At 67.9% G+C, this 17,667-nt stretch carries 12 protein-coding genes; all 12 read right to left on the bottom strand.

Annotated elements, in window-relative coordinates; all coding sequences use genetic code 11:
• Positions 1 to 64: 64 nt before the first annotated feature.
• The 12 genes from tssC to KEG38_RS23020 all read right to left on the bottom strand — a co-directional run bounded on the left by tssC (position 65) and on the right by KEG38_RS23020 (position 17,664).
• The gene (gene tssC / locus KEG38_RS23075) at positions 65 to 1,567 is read right to left on the bottom strand and encodes a type VI secretion system contractile sheath large subunit (protein WP_272421914.1); all 1,503 of its coding nucleotides are present in this window, start codon (positions 1,565 to 1,567) and stop codon (positions 65 to 67) included.
• A 20-nt stretch (positions 1,568 to 1,587) separates the two neighbouring features.
• On the bottom strand, positions 1,588 to 2,088 hold the full coding sequence (tssB, locus tag KEG38_RS23070; RefSeq protein WP_272421912.1) for a type VI secretion system contractile sheath small subunit: 501 nt from the start codon (positions 2,086 to 2,088) through the stop codon (positions 1,588 to 1,590).
• A 173-nt stretch (positions 2,089 to 2,261) separates the two neighbouring features.
• Positions 2,262 to 3,341, bottom strand: coding sequence for a type VI secretion system protein TssA (gene tssA, locus KEG38_RS23065; RefSeq protein WP_272421911.1), 1,080 nt, complete (start codon positions 3,339 to 3,341; stop codon positions 2,262 to 2,264).
• 14 nt (positions 3,342 to 3,355) lie between these two features.
• Positions 3,356 to 7,402: a type VI secretion system protein gene (locus KEG38_RS23060; RefSeq protein ID WP_272421910.1), complete on the bottom strand. Its 4,047-nt coding sequence runs from the start codon at positions 7,400 to 7,402 to the stop codon at positions 3,356 to 3,358.
• Positions 7,399 to 8,154: a DotU family type IV/VI secretion system protein gene (locus KEG38_RS23055; protein ID WP_272421909.1), complete on the bottom strand. Its 756-nt coding sequence runs from the start codon at positions 8,152 to 8,154 to the stop codon at positions 7,399 to 7,401. Before KEG38_RS23055 ends, KEG38_RS23060 begins: the two co-directional genes overlap by 4 nt.
• A gap of 7 nt (positions 8,155 to 8,161) precedes the next feature.
• A complete protein-coding gene (gene tssK, locus KEG38_RS23050; RefSeq protein WP_272421908.1) occupies positions 8,162 to 9,490 on the bottom strand; it encodes a type VI secretion system baseplate subunit TssK in 1,329 nt (442 codons plus the stop codon).
• Between the two features lies 1 nt (position 9,491).
• Positions 9,492 to 9,818, bottom strand: coding sequence for a hypothetical protein (locus tag KEG38_RS23045; RefSeq protein ID WP_272421906.1), 327 nt, complete (start codon positions 9,816 to 9,818; stop codon positions 9,492 to 9,494).
• Positions 9,819 to 10,171: 353 nt separating this feature from the next.
• On the bottom strand, positions 10,172 to 10,672 hold the full coding sequence (locus KEG38_RS23040; RefSeq protein WP_272421905.1) for a hypothetical protein: 501 nt from the start codon (positions 10,670 to 10,672) through the stop codon (positions 10,172 to 10,174).
• Positions 10,673 to 11,065: 393 nt separating this feature from the next.
• A complete protein-coding gene (locus tag KEG38_RS23035; RefSeq protein WP_272421904.1) occupies positions 11,066 to 11,749 on the bottom strand; it encodes a hypothetical protein in 684 nt (227 codons plus the stop codon).
• A gap of 16 nt (positions 11,750 to 11,765) precedes the next feature.
• Positions 11,766 to 12,284: an SMI1/KNR4 family protein gene (locus KEG38_RS23030; protein WP_272421903.1), complete on the bottom strand. Its 519-nt coding sequence runs from the start codon at positions 12,282 to 12,284 to the stop codon at positions 11,766 to 11,768.
• Position 12,285: 1 nt separating this feature from the next.
• Positions 12,286 to 13,866, bottom strand: coding sequence for an HNH endonuclease (locus tag KEG38_RS23025; protein ID WP_272421901.1), 1,581 nt, complete (start codon positions 13,864 to 13,866; stop codon positions 12,286 to 12,288).
• Between the two features lie 90 nt (positions 13,867 to 13,956).
• The gene (locus KEG38_RS23020; protein ID WP_272421899.1) at positions 13,957 to 17,664 is read right to left on the bottom strand and encodes a hypothetical protein; all 3,708 of its coding nucleotides are present in this window, start codon (positions 17,662 to 17,664) and stop codon (positions 13,957 to 13,959) included.
• Positions 17,665 to 17,667 lie beyond the last annotated feature (3 nt).

The raw sequence follows: 17,667 nt of genomic DNA, 5'->3' as shown, positions 1-17,667 counted from the left end.
CGCGCTCCCTTCGAGCGCGGGACGGCAACATCCTGATGTACCCTACACCGATTCGCGAGGCCCGTCACGCAGCCGGAGGCGGAAGATCCGCCACGAGGCGCATCGAGACCGTGAGCTCGTTGAGCTGGAAGTGCGGCTTCAAGAAAACGACAGCACGGTACGCGCCGGGCTTGCCGGGCACGTCCGTCACGTCGATCCGCGCCTCACGCAAAGGCAGTCGCGCCTTCGTGTCCTGACCCGCGTCGTCGTTCAGGAGCACGTAGTCCGCGATCCAGTTGTTGAGGTACGACGACACGTTGTCCTTCGTCATGAAGCTGCCGATCTTGTCGCGCATCATGACCTTGATGTAATGGGCGAACCGGCTCGTCGCGAGGATGTACGGGAGCTGCGCCGACAAACGGGCGTTCGCCGTCGCCGAGGGCAGGTTGTACACCTTGGGCTTGTTCGCGGTCGCGCCGCCGAAGAACGCGGCCTGGCCGCTGTTCTTGCGATAACAAAGCCCGATGAAGCCGAGCTCCGAGAGCTCGTTCTCGCGGCGATCGGTGATCGCCACCTCGGTCGGCGTCTTCACCGCGAGATCGCCCTCGCTCGTCTTGAAGACGTGCACCGGGAGGTTCTCGACGAGGCCGCCGCCCTCGACGCCGCGGATCGCCGCGCACCAGCCATAATGCGCGAACGCGTTCGTGATGCGCTGGCCGAGCGCGTACGCCGCGTTGCCCCAGAGGAAGTTCTTGTCCTCGGCGCCGACGTTCTCCTCGTAGACGAACCCGTCCACGGGGACGCCCTTCGGGCCATACGGCAGGCGCACGAGGACGTGCGGCAGGACGAGGCCGACATAACGGCTGTCCTCGCTCTCGCGGAACTCCTTCCACTTGATGAGCTGCGTGCTCTCGAAGAGCTTGGCGAGATCACCGGGCACGCCGATCTGGCCGAAGTTCTCCATGTCGAAGAGGTGCGGGCTCGCCGCCGAGATGAAGGGCGCGTGCGCCGCCGCCGCGACCTTCGAAAGCTCGGTCAAAAGGCCGACGTCCGGATTCGAACCGTCGAACTCGTAGTCGCCGAGAAGCAGGCCGTAGGGCGCGCCGCCAAACGTGCCGTACTCCTCCTCGTACACCTTCTTGAAAAGCGAGCTGCGATCGAACTCGGGCGAGGCTTCAAAATCCTTGCGTAGCTCGTCCTTGCGGACGTTCATCACGCGAATCTTGAGACGCGTGCTCGTCTCCGTGTTCATGACGAGGTAGTGAAGCCCCCGCCAACGCGACTCGAGATACTGGAACTCGGGCGCGTGCAGGATCGCGTCGAGCTGCTTGCCGATGATCTCGTCGATCTCGTTGATGCGATCCTGAATGGCCGCGACCGCGCCGAGATCGAGGGCCCGCTGCTTGTCGTTCGGATCCCGCTCGTCGAGGATCTGCTGGCAAAACTCCCCGATGATGTCGCGCGCGTGCTTCTTCTGAACGGGGTTGTCCCCGCGAACCATCGCGCCCTCGGAGAGGATCTGATCGATGATGGCAGAGCCGTCCGCGCTCGAGGCGATGAGTTGCTTGACGCTTACAGTTTCCGGCATGTTCGTACCCTCCGCGCGGCCTAGCTCTGATCCTTGGAGACTTCCGCCGTGATCTTCTGGAGAGCATCCGTGCTCTCCATGACCTCACGCAGCGCCGCCGAAAGCTCGTCGTTGCCCTCGAGCTTGGCGAGAAGATCGTTCAGGCGCTCGCGCGCGCGAAGAAGCTTGCGGAGCTCCGGGATCCGCTCGACGAGACGCTCGGGCCGGAAATCGTCGAGGTGCGTGAACGTCAGCGGAATCCCGATCTTGCCGGTGCCCTTGAGGACGTCGTCGACCTTCACCGTGATCTCGGGCTTCGTCGAGGCGAGGACGTCGTTGAAATTGTCGCGGTCGATCTCGACAAACTTGCGATCCTTCAGCTTGGGCAGCGGGTTTGCCTCGTTCCGCCCCAGGTCGCTGAGCACGCCGACCACGAACGGGATCTCTTTCTTCTCGATTGCGTTGCCCGTCTCGACGTCATAGGTGATCTGCACACGCGGCGGACGGTTTCGGTCCAGCCAGTGCTGCTTGCTCTCTGCCATCGATGGCTCCCTTCCTCGGCTCTCGCGGCGGCGCCGCGGCTTGCGAACTCTCCGAAAACCCGCCCGCGCACGGCGCGTAAGGCTGGCGCATTACCCTTTTACCGTGCCCAGGCTCGTCAACACAACACCCTCGTAGGGGCGCTCTCTCGCACCCCCCCTTTTTCCCCCCGGCGTTACTCCTCCCTCCCGCGCATCCCGAGCAAGCGCTGTATCGCCACGAGATCATCGGGGTTTCCTACGAACTCGTAGAGGAGCTGGGCGAGCGACATGTTGCCCCACTGCACCGCACGTTTGACCAGGTACGGCACAGGGCTGTGCGGCTCGGTCCGCATGAGGTACTCGGCCGCCTCGGCGAGCCGATAATAGGCGTCGGCGCGGCTCGTGATCGCAAACGAGCCGCCCGCCCCTCCCCCGGAAGGCGCCGTGAACGCCGCCGCAGCCGCAGCGGCCGATCCGAGCGGCGGCGGGCTCGCCGCGGGCGCGCTCGCCACGGGCACGCTCTCGCCGTTGATACGCGCCGTTTCGCGCGCGAGGAGCTCGATCTGCGTGAGGACCTCCCGCACGCGGCGGAGCGTGGGCGGGCGCGAGATCTGCGCGGCGATCGCCGCCTCGGCCGCCTCGGCCGCCATGATGGCCGTGCCCGCGTCGAGCGCGATGTCGGTCCAGCGCGTGCCCGCGCCGCCGAGCGAGATCTTGGCGAGCAGCGATTCTCGCGTGGGCCGCGCGCCCTCCCCTTCCCCGTCGGCGGACACAGACGCGCCGCCGAGCTCCCAATCGAGCAGCGAAAAGGATCCGTCGCCCTCCGTGAAAGGCGTGCGGCGCAGGCGATCGGAGAGGACGTCGTCCATCCACTCGTAAAGCGCGGCGCGCGCCGCGGCGTCGGGGTCGTCGCCCACCTCGGGGAAGAGGCCGTCCCAGAATCGCTCGCAGAGCCCGGTGACGAGGGACAAACCATGGCCGAGGCCCTTCACGCGGTAACGCCGGAGCCACGCCTCCACGAGCCAGGCCGCGATCTGGAGGTCCTTCGATTTCTTGCGCAGCGCTTCCTGGCAAAGTTTGTCCACGAGCGCGAGGTCGGAGACCTTGAGCTTGGTCTCCCATTCGCCCATCGGCAGCGAGGGGTCGTCCTCGCGGCGCGCCTCGCGGACCCGATCGTAGGTGCCTTCGTACCGGAGAGACGTGCCACAAGGCGCCTCCTCGGAGATGGGCTGGAGCAGGATCTCCAGATCGATGAGCGGGGCCTTCGTCGACATCGAGGCTCTGTCTCCTAAAGGTTCGGGGCGATCGCCGGAAACTCGGGGTATCGGAGGAGCCGGTCCTTCTCGACGCCGGTGAGCGCGACGCGGATGAAGACACGGACGGTGTTGGCGTCGGTGCCGACGCGCTCGATGAAGCCACCCGTCGGATCGGGCGACGATTGCACGACGAAGCCGAGCACGTGCGAGCCCCCCTCGGTCTTCTGCGAGCCGTCGCGCGCCGCGGTCTGATGGAACGCGATCATGCGCAAGAGCGCCCAGGGGCCGCGCTCCTCGAACGTGACGGTCCGATCATTGACGAAGACATTGGGGCCCTGCGTCGGCAGCGGGACGTCGAGGCTGCTCTTCGCCCAGCGCAGATCGAGGCGGACCGAGTCGTTCACGCGCCAGCTCGCCTCGGCCTTGGGGCCGTCGCGCCACAGGCGTTCGTCCGCGAGGCGCACGGCCCACTCGGCGATGCGGTTGCCGCCGACCTCGAGGCCGGGATTGACGCGGAACTCGACCTTGACGTCGTAGATGCCGTCCTCGGCCGACTCGACCTGCGCCCACATGGGCATCATGAAGGCGCGGACAGCCTCGATCTTTTCGAGGAATCGCCCGACCTCGCCGGCCGAGGCCTTCGTGTCCTTGCCGAGGACGTAGCCGAAATCGGAACGGAAATCGGCGGCGTCCTGGAGGAAACGCCGCACGGTCTCGGGCCGCGCGTCCTCGACGCGGATGCCCGGCTCGATCTTCACGAAGGGGAACTTGCCCGACAGCTCGCGGTTGAAGGTGCGGCGGAGCGCGGCATAACGATCACGCATCTCCTCGCCGGCAAGGACGCGGCACCGCTCGCGCAGCTCCTCGACGATGTACTTCTGCTTGCCCGCGAAGAAGCCGCCCGAGCCGTCGACGCCGGCGCGTTTGTCGAGCTCGGCGATGCAGTTCTTCGCCGTGATGAGCGGGAGATCCGAGAGCATGAAGGTCTCCAGGTTCGAGACCCCGTTGCCCGCCTTCTTGTTCTCGTAATCCTTGAGCGGCCAGGCGACGTTCTGCCAGAGCGAGACGTTGGGATCACCGCTCGCGTCGCCCGCGACCTCGGGGCTCTCCATGGCCGTGAGCAGCGGCTCGGCGAGCTCCTTGTGCAACGTGGCCGCGCGCGTGCGCTGGGCCGCGGCATACTCGGACAAACGCCCGGCGTCGGGGACGCTGAACGCCTCGAACGCCGGCGTCGATTTGCCATCCCACCAGGTGAAGCCGCCCTTCTTGAGGCCGTAGAGGTTCTCGGCGCGCAGGACGTCGGCGCCGCGGCCGAGGACCTCGGAGCCCTGGCCACGCAAGACCTCGCGCAGGCGATCGCGGGCGTCGTCCATGCGCAGGCGCACGAACGCGCCGATCATCTCGCGAATGGGCGCCATCGCCTGGCCGAGGTTCGCGGCGTCGGCGCGGACGTTCTCGAACTGGCGATTGTTGTTCCCCGACAGCGGCGTGGCCGGGCGCGCGGCGCGGGCGACGGCGCCGAGGGTGTTCGCCTTGACCTGGCGGACCGTGAGGTCGGAGATGGTGTTGCGGATGCGCGAATCGACCGTCTTGAGGACGCCGCCCTGGACGAAGGCCTCGTAGTCCTTGGGCAAACGCGCGGCCTCTTTGAGCACCTCGCCGTCCCAGTCGACACGCGAGCGATCGACGTCGGGCGTGAGGGTCTTCTCCTCCTCGGCCGTCATGAACGTCTGCTGGCGGAGCGCGTCGATGGGCGCCTTGAGCCCGAGGATGAAGGGCGAGAGGCGCATGAGCAGGACGCCGCCCTTGCGCTCCAGGATGGGCCCGGAGAGGGGCGCGCCCGCGCTCGCGACGTAGGTCTTGAGGTCGAGCAGGCGCGCGTCGACGCCGCCGCGCAAGGACGCCTCGACGTCGGGGCCGAGGAGGCGCGAATTCTTGACGGTCTTGAGCAGGTTCGCGATGCCCTCGTTCGGCGGGAGCGACTCGCCCGAGACCCAGGAGAGCGTGGGCGCGCCGAGGTGCGCTTCGACCCGGGCGATCGTGTCGCGCAAGGTCCAGAGGTCCTGCACGGTGTACTCGGCGCCCTTCGTTTCGAGGTCCTTGAGGCTCTGCACGAGCTGCTCGACGTCGGCGCGGACGACGGCGTCGCTGTAGGCTTCGAGGACCCGATCCTGCAGGCCCTTGAAGAGCGCCGTGGCCTTCTCCCGAGCCGGATCGCGGCGCGGGGCGACGTCAAAGGGCTGACGGCGCGCGCCGCGCGCGAGGGCGTTGCGGTAGTAGTCGACCGCGATCGTGGGCGAAGTCTTGTAGCCGAGCAGGTAATCCGAGAGGTCGGCGACGCTCTGCATGCGGGCGTCGGGCGTGGCGTCCTTGGGCAACTCGCCGAGCAGGCCGTCGTGGCGCGCGACGTGGGCCTCGAACGCGGTGAGCTCGCGCAGCCACGTCTCCAGGTTGATGTACTCCTGGCTCTTCTCGACGCTGAGGGGGAAAAACGCGTCGGGCGGGGGCTGCGGCGGGAGCGGGCGCAAGAGGTGCGCGGCCTCCTCGTTGAGGCCGGCGCGGAAGGTGTCGACGAGGACACTCTCGAGGGCCACGACGAACGCCTGATCGACGCGGCGATCGAGGCGGCCCCACCAGGAAGAGGGGTTCAGCGGGGAGCGGAGGCGGCCCGACTCTTCGATCGTTTCGAGTTTTTCGATCAGGGCCTTGGCGCGGAGCTTCTTGGCGTCGAAGTTCGCCTCGGTGCCCGGGGCCTCGCTCTTCGCCGAAAGGACGTTGCTCTGCACGTCGCGGAGGAACGGCATCAGCGCGTTCGTGCGGCGTTCGAGGCGCGAGGCGTCGATCCAGAGGGCCGCGAGGAAGGCGCCGCCGAGGCAACACGCCGCGATCTGGAGCGCGAGGTTGATACGCCGGCGGCTCCTGAGCGCGGCGGCCGCGGGCTGGCCGAGGTTCCGCTCGGCAAACACTTTGTGCTCGAAGAGGTCCTTCGAGAAGAGGACCTTGCCCGACCCAGCCGCGGCCGCGGGCGGCGGCGCGAGCGCGGCGGGCGTGGCGCCCGGGGCCGTGAGCTGCGGAGGACCGGGCGGATCGGCGAGGCCGCAAAAGTAGATGCCGCGGAGGGTGAGCGTGTCCTGGCCGGCGCCTTCGAGAAAGACGGGGTCGACGTAGGTTTGCAGGCCGTCGGTGAGCGCCTCGATCTCGCTCGGGAACAGGAAAAAGTCGTCAGGCGCGCGGACGACGGAGGGGCCGGCGAAGCGTCGCGCCTGGTAACGGAGGAGTGCATCGCGGACGGTGCCGAGCGCTTCGGAGGCCCAGTCCTCGGAGCCGTCGGTGAAGGGCGGGTGCGGGCTCGACCAGCCGAGGATGTCGTCGCGACGGGTCTGCGCGACCTCCATGCCGAGGCTACGGAAACCGGCGAGGCGATCGGTCTGCGTGACGATCACGTAGACCGGGACGTTCATGCCGAGGGTCTGCTGCGCCAAGGAGATGGCGGCGCGCAGGATCGTGGCCTTGCGCTTGCGCTCGGCGGGCGTGGAGCGCGCCGTCTGCATGACCTCGGCGCAAGGGACCGTGAGCAGGATGCCGTCGATGGGGCGATCGGGGTGGAGGCGCTTGAGCTCCTGGAGCAGGGCGCGATACGGCGGATCGGGCGCGGCCGTGCCGCCCTCGCCGAAGAGGAGGCGGCCGGCGACGTCGACGATGAGGGCCTTGCCGAGCATCCAGAGGTTGACGGACGACGTATCGCCGGGCGCGGGATCGCCGCCCTCCATGAGCTGGACGCTGAGGCCCGAGCCGCCGAGGAGCGTGGTTTTTCCGGACGAGGGTTCGCCGAGGACGAGGTAGCGCGGCATCTCCTCGCGCGCGGTCTTGTCCTGGACCTTCTTGACGAGCGCGGCTTTGGCCTTGGCCACGGAGGCGCGGATCTCGGCGATGGGATCGGGCGCGCCGCCCTGCCTCGCGAGCTCCGCGGCCTTCTGCGCTTTCTTTTTCTGCGCGAGGACGAACGCGTAGATCCCGACGCCAACGACGGCGAGCGCGATCAGGCCGGCGACGATCTTGAGGAGGGTGCCGACGGTCACGTGGCGTCCTCGATGCGGTCGAGCACGGTGTCGAGCTCGGCCGTGCGATAAAGCCAGAGGATCTCACCGATGACGATCCAGCCGAGGATGACGACGAGGAACGGCAGGATGCCTCGGGAGAGGGAGGGCAAACGTTTCTGGGGCGTATCGGTCGCGGTGTGCTCGTGCGCCTGGGGGCAGAGGTCTTCGCCGCGGACGATCTCGGGATCGGTGCGGGCGAGGAAGTCGACGATACGCGCGCGGTAGGTCTCGGGCTCGCCGGTGCCGAGGGGCGCGTACCGGCCGCGGAAGCCGAGCGCGAGGGCCGTGAGGTACACCGTGAGGAGCTGCGACGACGCCGGGGTGCGTCCGTTGAGGGCGTCGTCGATGCGATTGAAGAAACGATCGCCCGAGTCGCGGGTCTGAAAGACGATCGATTCGAGCGGTTTGTCTGCCCAGTACTCTTTGCCAAACCAGTCGAGGTGGAGGAAGACCTCGTCGGCCATGGCGATCATGACGTAGCGGGTCTCCTCGAAGAGGCGGCGTTCGTGCTCGGGGAGCGAGCTCTGGATCTTGCCGGCCTGCTGTTCGAAGGCGTCGAGGAGGCGCTGCTGGACGGCGTCGTAGGGCATGACGCCGCCCGAGGCGACGACGATGCGCTTCTGCGTGACGACGTCCGCGTGGAAGTTGCAGAACGCGTCGACGAGGACGCGCTGGTCCCGCAGGGCGGCCTGTTTGGGGCCGAGCGCAAAGCGTCCCGGAGAAGCAGCCATCGCGCCCCTACCCGCTCTTCACGTAGAGGACCGCCTCGGACGGTCCGCTCTGGCCCGTCGGATCGGCCGTGTTGCACAAGGTGAGCGGCTCGCCCGGGTCGAGGTAGACGCTCTGCTCTTCGAGCTCGAAGAGCAAGGTGCCGGGCGTGGCGACGAGGTCGCCGTGGCGCTCGACGCGCTTCCTGCCAGCGCCGAGGATGCGGCTCTCCTGCATGGTGCGCAGGCGCCCCGGGGCGCCGATGAGCGCGCCGTTCATCCAGTTGAGGAGCTGATCCTCGCGCACGCCACGCGGGGCGCGGACGGCGATGACGACGGCGCGCGTTCGGAACTCGCGCTGGAAGAGGACGTTGTACTTGCCCTCCTTGAGGTCGAACGGATAGGCCGTGAACGACTCGATGATGCCCTCGTCGACCATGCGGAAGATGTGATCGCGGGCATTCTCGAAGGTCGCGCGGAGGTCGTCGTGCCGGTACCTCGGCAGGAGCGGCGGCACGGGCGTGCGCGCGAGCGAGGAGATCTGGCCGACGAGGCCCGTGAGCGTGACGAACAGGGAGAACGGATGCGGGCGCTCGGAGTAGAGGACGGCCTCGAAGGGAGGGAGCGCGGCGACGAGGCACTGGATCTGGCGGCGGATCTCGCCGATGAGCTCGCGATCGGTGGTGCGTGAGAGGAAGTTCGCCTTTTCGGCGAGGCGCATGGCCTTCTCGCGGAGGCGACCGGCAAGGCGTTGACACATCTCGTCGAGGGGCGAGCCCGGGGCGACGCCGAGGGTCGGCGGGATGTAGTCGGTCGCGACGAACGCCTCGCCTTCGAGGCGAACGCGCGCGATGCGCAAACAGACGAGGCGCGGCGGAGGTTCGGCCGCGACGAGGAGGCGGACGCTCGGGGCGATGCGCGGGATCTCGAGGGGATCTTCGCCGGTGTGTTCGTCGACGACGGCCGCGCCTTCGGCGGAGCGGTGGCGCGCAAGGTCCGCGGCGGAGGCGGAGACGGCGGCCTGCGCGCGCGGGACGGCGAGGAAGACGGTGGCGGGTGCGTCGCGGACGAGCGCGGCCTGGGGGCGGAGGTCGACGGAGAGGTCGTGTTTGCCGCCGGCGTGATGGACGAGGGTGCCATCGGGCATGATGGCTTCGACCTTCTGAACACGGAGGAGACCGCTGCCGAGCGTGCCTTCGGCGAGCTTGAGTTCGACGATGCCGTGGTGATACGGCGCGGCTTGTCCGAGGTGATAGGCGAGCAGGCGTTCGGATCTGCGATCGGCTTCCTGGAAGTGCTGCGGCGACAGGAGCATCCCGTCGTGCCATTGAATCGCGAGCGGAATGTCGTCGGCGCGCATGTCAATCCTCCGGAGCATCGAGGGGGCTCACGACGAGGTCGTCGTCGCCGAGGTCGACCCGCATCCGGCGTTGCGGGCCAATACGAAAGCGATGATCGCCGGGCGAGCGGTAGTTTGCAAAGATGACGGCGCCGAGGGCCTTGCCGTCGACCTCGACGACCATGGGTGGTGGGGCCTGGCCCGGGACGAATTCCCAATCCCACTCGGTGAACGCGGTGCCGCTCGGGAAATCCCGGCGCATCTGCTCGCGCTGCTCGTACCACTGCTTGGCGGTGAGCTTGATGATCTGGTCGAAGAGCTTCGCGTCCTGGACCGCGACGAGGGTCATGGGGACGGGCGAATTCCGGTTCGCCTTGGCGGTGATTGCGACCTCGACGAGAAACCGGGTCGGCGGGGGACCCGCGGAGCACCCGAGGCCCAAAGGCAAGACCAGGGCAAGCGCTGCGATCCATCGCGCCCTGCCCCTCGCTCCGCCCCGAGCGTGCCTACACGAACCCATGAGTGTCGTATAGGGTAGAGCGATCGTGCGGGACGGGTCTACAAACTCGCGAAGGTAGACTACAGAGGAGAGCGGAATCGATGGGTTAGGGGGGACGGCTGTGGGATGGCCGAGGAGGGGGCGGGGGTTTGGGGGCGTAGCTCGGCTTGCCCGCGCGTAGCCCCCGAGCGTCGAACGAAGGGCTACTTTTCGAGGCTTGACGTGGCCGCGGCTTTCGCGGCTTCGTTCTTGCGGCGGGTCTTCACGGCCTTGAGCGCGGTCTGGGCGTTGTAGCGGACGGTCTTCTCGAAGGGCGCGAGGATGCCCTTGTTGCGGGTGCGCTGGGCGGTGGACTTGGCGATGTCGACCATCTGGGCGATGGTGTTCTCGCGCTGGTGGACCTTGAGGCGCCTCGACTCGCGGGTGGCCTCGAGCATCTTTTCGAGGAGCGCCTCCTTCCTGGTGAGGGCGTCGATGCTCATCGTCTCGACGGTGAAGCGCTCGTAGACCTTCGCGGGGATCCCCGCGGCATCACCGAACACGGGAATGGCGCCGGCAAGCTCGTCGACGACGTCCTCGATGCCAGGCTGCACGCCACGGAAGCCCTTGGAGGATCCAGCGGGGAGATCGACGAGATCGTCCTTCACGTCAGCGAGGGTCACATCATAAGGGCCAGCATAAGGAGAGAACGTATCCGTCGTCATCGAGCACCTCCGGTTAGGGGTGCGCGAGAGACGCTGACGCCGGATATTTCCTTCAGGGGCAGCACGATCTCGTCAGGGGCGGAGGTTGAGGACGGGGTGCGGGAGGACGAGGATGGGCTTTTGCCTCGCTGAGGCCAGGCTCTCGGAGGCTGAGGATGGCCTGCCGGGTAGGTGGCGACGGCCTGCGGGAGGACGAGGACGGCCTGCCGGGTAGGTGAGGACGGCCTTCCGGTTAGGTGAGGACGGCCTGCCGCGTAGATGAGAACGGCCTACGGAAGGACGAGGACGGCTTGCCGCGTAGGTGACGACGGCCTGCGGAAGGACGAGGACGGCCTGCCGGCTCGCTGAGGACGACCCGCTGGGTAGCTGAGGTGTGCAACCGGAAGAGCGGGCTCAAACCGGATCCACGAGCGAAAGGACAGCCCGTAGAACAGCATTGGGTATGGCGAGCGAGGCGAATGCGACGAAGAGCTTCAGGGCGAGGCCGTGCTTCTTCGTGGTGAGCCAGTTTGCCCCGATGCGGAGCAGGTACGTGAGCCAAAGCCCGCAGAGCGCGGTGAAGGCCAGGCCGAAAGCGAAATGGGTCCATATCACCCCGACGTCGAGCATGGCTTTCAAAAACACGGTCACGGCTCCCGCGGTTCTTGCAAGCCACACCAGCAGGGCGCCGAGGACGCAGAATGGCATCGTCACGACCGTGAGATGTGGGAGCGCCGCCAGGACGAGGAGCACGCGCGCGTGATCGATCTCGATGGGTCCGCTTGCCCTGCGCCCGGCGCGATGAAGGACGAGGACCGCCGTGATCGATGCGGCGATCATGGCGCTGGAGGGGCCTATCACGCGGAGCACGGCGATGCCCGTGAAATACGGGAGGAGCTTGTCCGGATCGAAGAAGCTCAGCGCGTAGGCGAACCGGAGATACTCCACAGAGCCTACAACCAGCCCGACCACGACGCCGACCGGGAAAGAGAACATCACCACCCTTTCGTAGGGCGCGACCACGCTGGGGAGGGGCGCGGCGGGCGGCGACGCGGCGGACGGCGCGTACGCCGGACCGAGGTCGAGTTGGTCGTCCATGTCTCTGCCGCGAATCCTACTCGGCAGGTTTGTCGGGGTCAAGCTCCGCGGCGTTCGCCGCCGCGTTCTCCGCCGCGAGCTTTTTGATCTCGGCTAGCTCCTCGGGCGTCCACGCTCGCAGTTTCTGGAGGAACGCGTCGAAGTCGCTGGCGACGAAGTAGGGCTCCCAGTCCGCATAGTAGTCGAAATAGTACACGCGGCCTCGCTGCTCCCCCTCGGTGACGATGCCGAAGAGGCTTCCGCCTGAATCACACGCGATTGCGAGGACATCATTGCCCAAGCTGGGCCGCTTCCAGTCCTCATTGTTCCACAAGAGATCCTCGGATTCGTACTCTCGTCCTAGGCCAAAGAATACGTGGACGTCCGCGCCCTTGAAGGGGGCTCCGGCGATGTCGAGTATGTCCGGGTCTGGCCGGCCTCCATTGTACTCTTGCAAAAACCGGCGATAGGGTTCGGGCAGGCGCACGCCGAGCTTCTCCTCCAACTCTCGGAGGGCCTGCTCGCTCAAAGGTTCTCCGCGGTCTGTGATTTCCATGTCATGGTCTCCCCTTCGTTGCGACCCCGCCGGTATGTCCTGTGTCCGCATGAATTTGTGTGGGCACGAGCTGCATCGTCTTCCCGTCCTGGTGATGGTGCCACGTATGGTCTTTGGGCGTTACTTTCTCTCCCGCTGCCTCATTCGCGAGCCGGTAATCATGAGGCCGGTCCCCCGTCTGGGTGATCTTTACCTCCCTTTTTACGACGCCAGCAGCCTTGAAATCCGGATACCCCTCGGCATCGAAGGGCACCCCGGTCTTGGGGTGGTTCTTGCCCGCGAGGTGCTGGTTCCGAATTTTCGGCGCCCCCGCCTGCCCCGCCGCGCCGTTCGGCGCCCTGACCGGCTTCGTCGTCGTCGTGACTGTCGTCGCGCTGGGCGGTGCCACTGCCTTCGGCGTGCTCGCGGCCGGCGGACTCGGCAGCTTCGGCCGCCGCAAGAACCCGCCCGGTCCGCCCGCCGCGCTCGGCAGGAACACCGGCATACTTCGTAGCCTCTGCTGGGCGCCCCGCAGCACCCTCGCCCCCACGGTCTCCAGGGCCGCCGCTCCCCCGGAGGCGACCATCAACAAGGTGTCCGCCAGGGCGTTCACGATCGCGAATTTCAGCTCGGCGTCCGCCCAGCCTCGCCCATACCCCTTGAGGAAGCCCTCCCAGGCGATCGTGGCGAGCCGCTCGTCGTCGTATGTCGGCAGGTCAGGGATTGCATCGAGTTGTTTGGCAAGATTGGTCCGGATGACTTCGAAGACTTCGGCATCAGGTTTGTCCCGAATGTCATAATCGAAGTTTCCTAAATACGTGACGTCGATGGAGTCCTTCACTCCAGCCGCCTTGCCGAGCGTCGCCCCCCACTCGCGCCCGATCCGCTCCCCCGTGCGCCTCGCCTCCTCCTCGGCGTCCCTCCGCGCCAGGTTGACTTTCTGTTCTTCGTATGTCTTCCCCGGAGGAGGCGGCGGACACGGCACCCTCGTCCCAGGCATCGGAGCGGGCGTGGGCGCCGTTTGCCCGAGGAAACGCTGATCGGGTGGCCTCTTGCGCGGCCTCTCGCAGGGCCTCATCGCCGACGTCCGCGTCTCGGTTCGGACCGTGGTGCGCTTGGCCGGCCCGGCTTCCGGCTCTTCCGCCGCAATCTTCTCGGGCGGCGGCGGCGGCGGCGGCGGCGGCTTGTCGCAGGGCAGATCCTGATACGCGAGCCCCAAAAGCCTCCGGCTCTCGGGCGGCGCGTGGGGGTCATGGATGAAGACGGCCTTGACCGAAGGGTTTTCCAGGAGCTTTTCGAGCGGTTCGAACGCCGGTCGATGCACTCCGTCCCCGAGCTCGTACCAGTAGCGCGCATGCGGGCCGACGCGGGGATGACGCCGGCAGACGCGAAACAAGCTCTTGCCCTGGAGCTCCTGCGCCCATCCCTCCGCGCGCACGCCCGCCGCCCCGCACCCGACGAGCCATACCGAGACGCAAACAGCGAAGAGCAGCGGAAACGCAAGCCGAAGAAACCGCACAGCAGCGCCCACGAGCATCAGGGCGGCACCGTTGCCCCAAAGGCGAGCATTCGACGAGGGTGAGAGCGCACGGTGCGAGGTCATGACAAGCCCTCCCTACAGGCCGCAGGAGTCCCGTGGCGACCCAGGTTACGGGATGGCAAATCGAGCGCACAAGAATGAGGGGGGAGCGAATCAGGCGAGAGAGGCGGCGCGGCGGCGCGAGGTGACGCGTCGACGAGCGAGGAGCCCGGCGGCGAGCATCAGCGCGGCGATCGGAGCGCCCGTCGCAGGCGCATTCGCGGCCTGGCAGCCGACGGATACGGCCGAGCCCTTGGCCTGGTCGGCTCCGCCGCCCGGGGCCAGGTCGTTTCCACCGCCCGCGCCGGTCGTGGTCACGCCGGTGCCCGAGGAGCTGGATTCACTGCTTCCGCCGCTTCCGCCGCTCCCGCCGCTTCCACCATTGCCGCCGCTCCCACCATTGCCGCCACTCCCGCCCGTGCCGGCTCCGCTGCTCTGGCAAACCCCGCCCATGCAGGTGCCGCCCGCGCAGGCTTCGCCGTCCGCCTTCGCCGGGTCGTCACAGGTGCCCGTCGCCGGATCACAGGTGCCGGGATCGTGGCATTCGTCCTGGGCCGTGCAGACGACGGGAGCGGCGCCGACGCACGCGCCCGCATTGCAGGTGTCGCTTTGCGTGCAGGCATTGTCGTCGTTGCAGGTCGCGCCCGTGAGCGGCGTGCAGGTGCCGTCGGCGGAGGCGCCGAGCGCGGCCGCGCAGGCCTGGCAATCGGGCGCGGAGCCGCCGCAGCTCGTGTTGCAGCAGACGCCGTCGGCGCAGAAGCCGCTCGCGCAATCGGTCGATGCGGAGCAGGCGGCGCCGAGGGGCTGGGAGGTCGTGAGGAGACGGGCGCGGATGCGGTTGCTTCCGAAGGGAGGCGCGGTATCGCCCTTCGTATAAGCGAGGAGCAGGTGGCCCGCGCCGTCGCTCGCGAGCGCCGGGCGACCGTGGAACATGGCGCCATTGCCCGCGAAGGGCTGGCCGCCGGGGGTGAGGACGTCGCCGGCCTCGGTCACCCAACTGCCGTAAATGGCACCATTGTTGCCATGCCTCCCGTCACGCCAGACGAGGAGGCAATCGGTCCCGTCGAAGGCGATGGCGGGATGGCTGCTGTAGATATTGGAGGGGGTCAGCTCGACGTCGAGGGTGTCGATGAGGACCCCGGCGCCCGTCACGCGGGCCAGAAAGACGCGAGTGCTGGTGTACGCGACGGTGAAGTTCAGCCCGTCGTACGCCGTCGCAACGGGGCCGTTGGTCGTGGTGTTACGAATGACGATCGCCGTGTTGTCCAGGAGCGCCCCGGCGGTCGTGACGCGCCCCCCTCGGAAGCCCCCCACGCCGCCCAAGATACCCGGAGTATACCATGCCACGAAGTATTGGCCCCCGCCGAACGCCATGGCGTGAGAGAAACCGGCCACGCCGAGCGATCCGATCTGGAAGCCGGTCGGCTGGAGCAGCGTGCCGGCCTGGGTCAGCAGGGCGCCGTAGACGCTGAAGGAGGAGGCGCTCGAACGATTGTCCTGCCAGGTGACGAGGTAATTCGTGCCGTCAAACGCGAGCTGCGGGGCTTGTTCGTGCCGGTTGGCGACGGCGACGAGGGGGATCCCGCTGGGATCGGTGATGACGCCGGCCGCGGTCATGCGCGCGGCGTAGAGGTCGTAATAGGTCCCCGAGCGCTTGTCTTCCCAGACGATCATGTACTGGCTGCCGCCCCAAACGACCTTCGGGGAGGATTGATCGCCGGTCGCGGCCGACACCTGGATGCCCGAGGGATCGAGCACGTCGCCGGCCGGCGAGACCCGCGCGCCATAGATGTCGAGGTTCGTGTTGTTGCGCAGGTCCTGCCAGACGACCAGGTAGTTCGTGCCGTCGTAGGCGAGGGAGGGCGCGTCCTGCTGGTTGGCGGCCGAGAGGAGCATCAGGCCGCCCGCATCGTCGACCGTGCTCCCCGTGAAGCGCGCACCATAGGCGGCCGCATTGCCGCCGGCGCGCAGGTCTTCCCAGGCAGCGAAACAAGCGCCGCCCGCGCACGCGACGCTCGGCCGGGATTGCTGGTTCGTGGCGACGGCGACCGCGGTCCCGGTCCCATCGAGCGCAGCGCCGGCGACCGAGACCCGCCCCTGCCAGATGTCGGAGTCGCCCGTGCGATTGTCGTTCCAGACGACGACGTACCCGCTGCCGTCGAACGCGACAGCGGGGGACGTCTGCGTTCCCGCGTTCTTGGAAACCTGCACGCCGATCGGATCCAGCAAGGCTCCGGACGACGAGACCCGCGCGCCGTAGATGTCTTTGTTTCCCCACCTGCCGTCTTCCCAGGCGACGAAGTAGTCCGTTCCATTGGAGGCGACGGAGGGGAGGAGCTGGGTCTGCGCCCCGAGCGAGATGGCAAAGCCAGTGGGATCGAGCACGGCCCCGGCCGCTGTCACGCGCGCGCCGTAGATGTCCGCGATGGCGTTGTTTCGCGTGTCTTCCCACGCGACGAGGAAGTCGGTTCCATTCGACCCCACCACGGGGTTGGACTCGATCTTGGCCGTGCTCGCGAGGACGGGGAATTGACTGCCGACGGCCGCGCCCGTCGCGTCGACGCGCACAGCTTGCACCTTCCCGTCGGCCGCCCAGACGACAAGGGAATTCGCGCCCGCGGCGGCCACGTCGATCGCGCTTACCCCGGCGGTCTGGCTTCCCAATTTCTTCGGGTCCAGCACGGCGCCGTCCGGCGTGACGCGCGCGCCTACCACGACGCCGCCCTCGGCGCTGCCCCCCGCCCATACCACGAGGTAATGGGTGCCGGTGAAGGCCACGGCCGGCCCCTTGGTTGGGCCGTTGGAGTGTACCGCGTTTCCGATCTCGAAGCCCCCCGGGTCGAGGATCACGCCCGCGGGCGTGACGCGGACGCCCACGACCGTTTGCAGGCCGACTTTGTTGATCTGCCGCGCGTCGAGCCAGGTAACGAGAAAGTTCGTCCCGTCGAAGGCGACCTGCGGGTACGTCTGCGCTGCGGACACCGGGAAATAAATGGGGGCATCCAGGCCAAACTCCGGGCCAATCGTCGGGTCGAGCACCGCAGGGTAAGCGGAGCCCTCCACGACGGCCGCGGGCACGGTCAAGACGAGCTCGCCCCCGGCCTTGGCATACCGCACCGGGACCGCCGTCCGTTCCCCGCGCCCGTCGATCCACGTCGCCAGGCCATACCGAAGCCCGAGGCCCGTCGCCGGATCGACGAAATGGTGCCCCGCCGCGGTCTCGCCCGCGTAGGCCTGGCCCGTGACCCGGACGCGGATTTCGAGATCGCCGCGGCCCTTCGGCTGCGCCTCGAACGAGAAGCTCTGCTCGACGCCCTCGTCGTCGTTCCGCAGGTGCTCGGTGACGTCGCCCCGCGCGATGGCGAGGTGGCCATCCTGCTCGACGCGCCCTTCGACGCCACGAAGGTTGCGGGCCGCGCCGCGGGTCATCGAGACGGTTTCGAACGTGGCCTCCGCGCCCTGCGCCTCGGTAGACGCGGGCCGAACCGCGAAGGCCGAGGTCGAGGCGCGCACCTCGTAGGTGCTGTGCCCGCCCGTCCAGCGTTCGCCGTCCTTCCGGAAAGCGAAATGGACCTGCCGCATGACCCCGTCGAGATCAAACGGAGCGGACGTCTGCGTGCGTTTCCCCGGCGCGCGCAGAGGCGCCGGCTCCGGAGGCGCGGTCTCGCCCATCGAGAGCTCCGCATCGCGGGCGGAGCACGACGCGACGAGCGCGACGAGCCAGACGACGAGCGCGGCCCCGATGCCGCGCCGAATACGATCACGAGCCGCGACACCGGACGCGGCTCCCTTTCTCGGACACGAAGATACGAGTCCAGACATAAC

Origin of the sequence: Polyangium jinanense, assembly GCF_028435265.1 — a bacterium.
GTDB classification, from domain to species: domain Bacteria; phylum Myxococcota_A; class Polyangia; order Polyangiales; family Polyangiaceae; genus Polyangium; species Polyangium jinanense.
The sequence above is the reverse complement of the archived record's forward strand: the minus strand, read 5'-3'. Positions and strand labels throughout refer to the sequence as shown.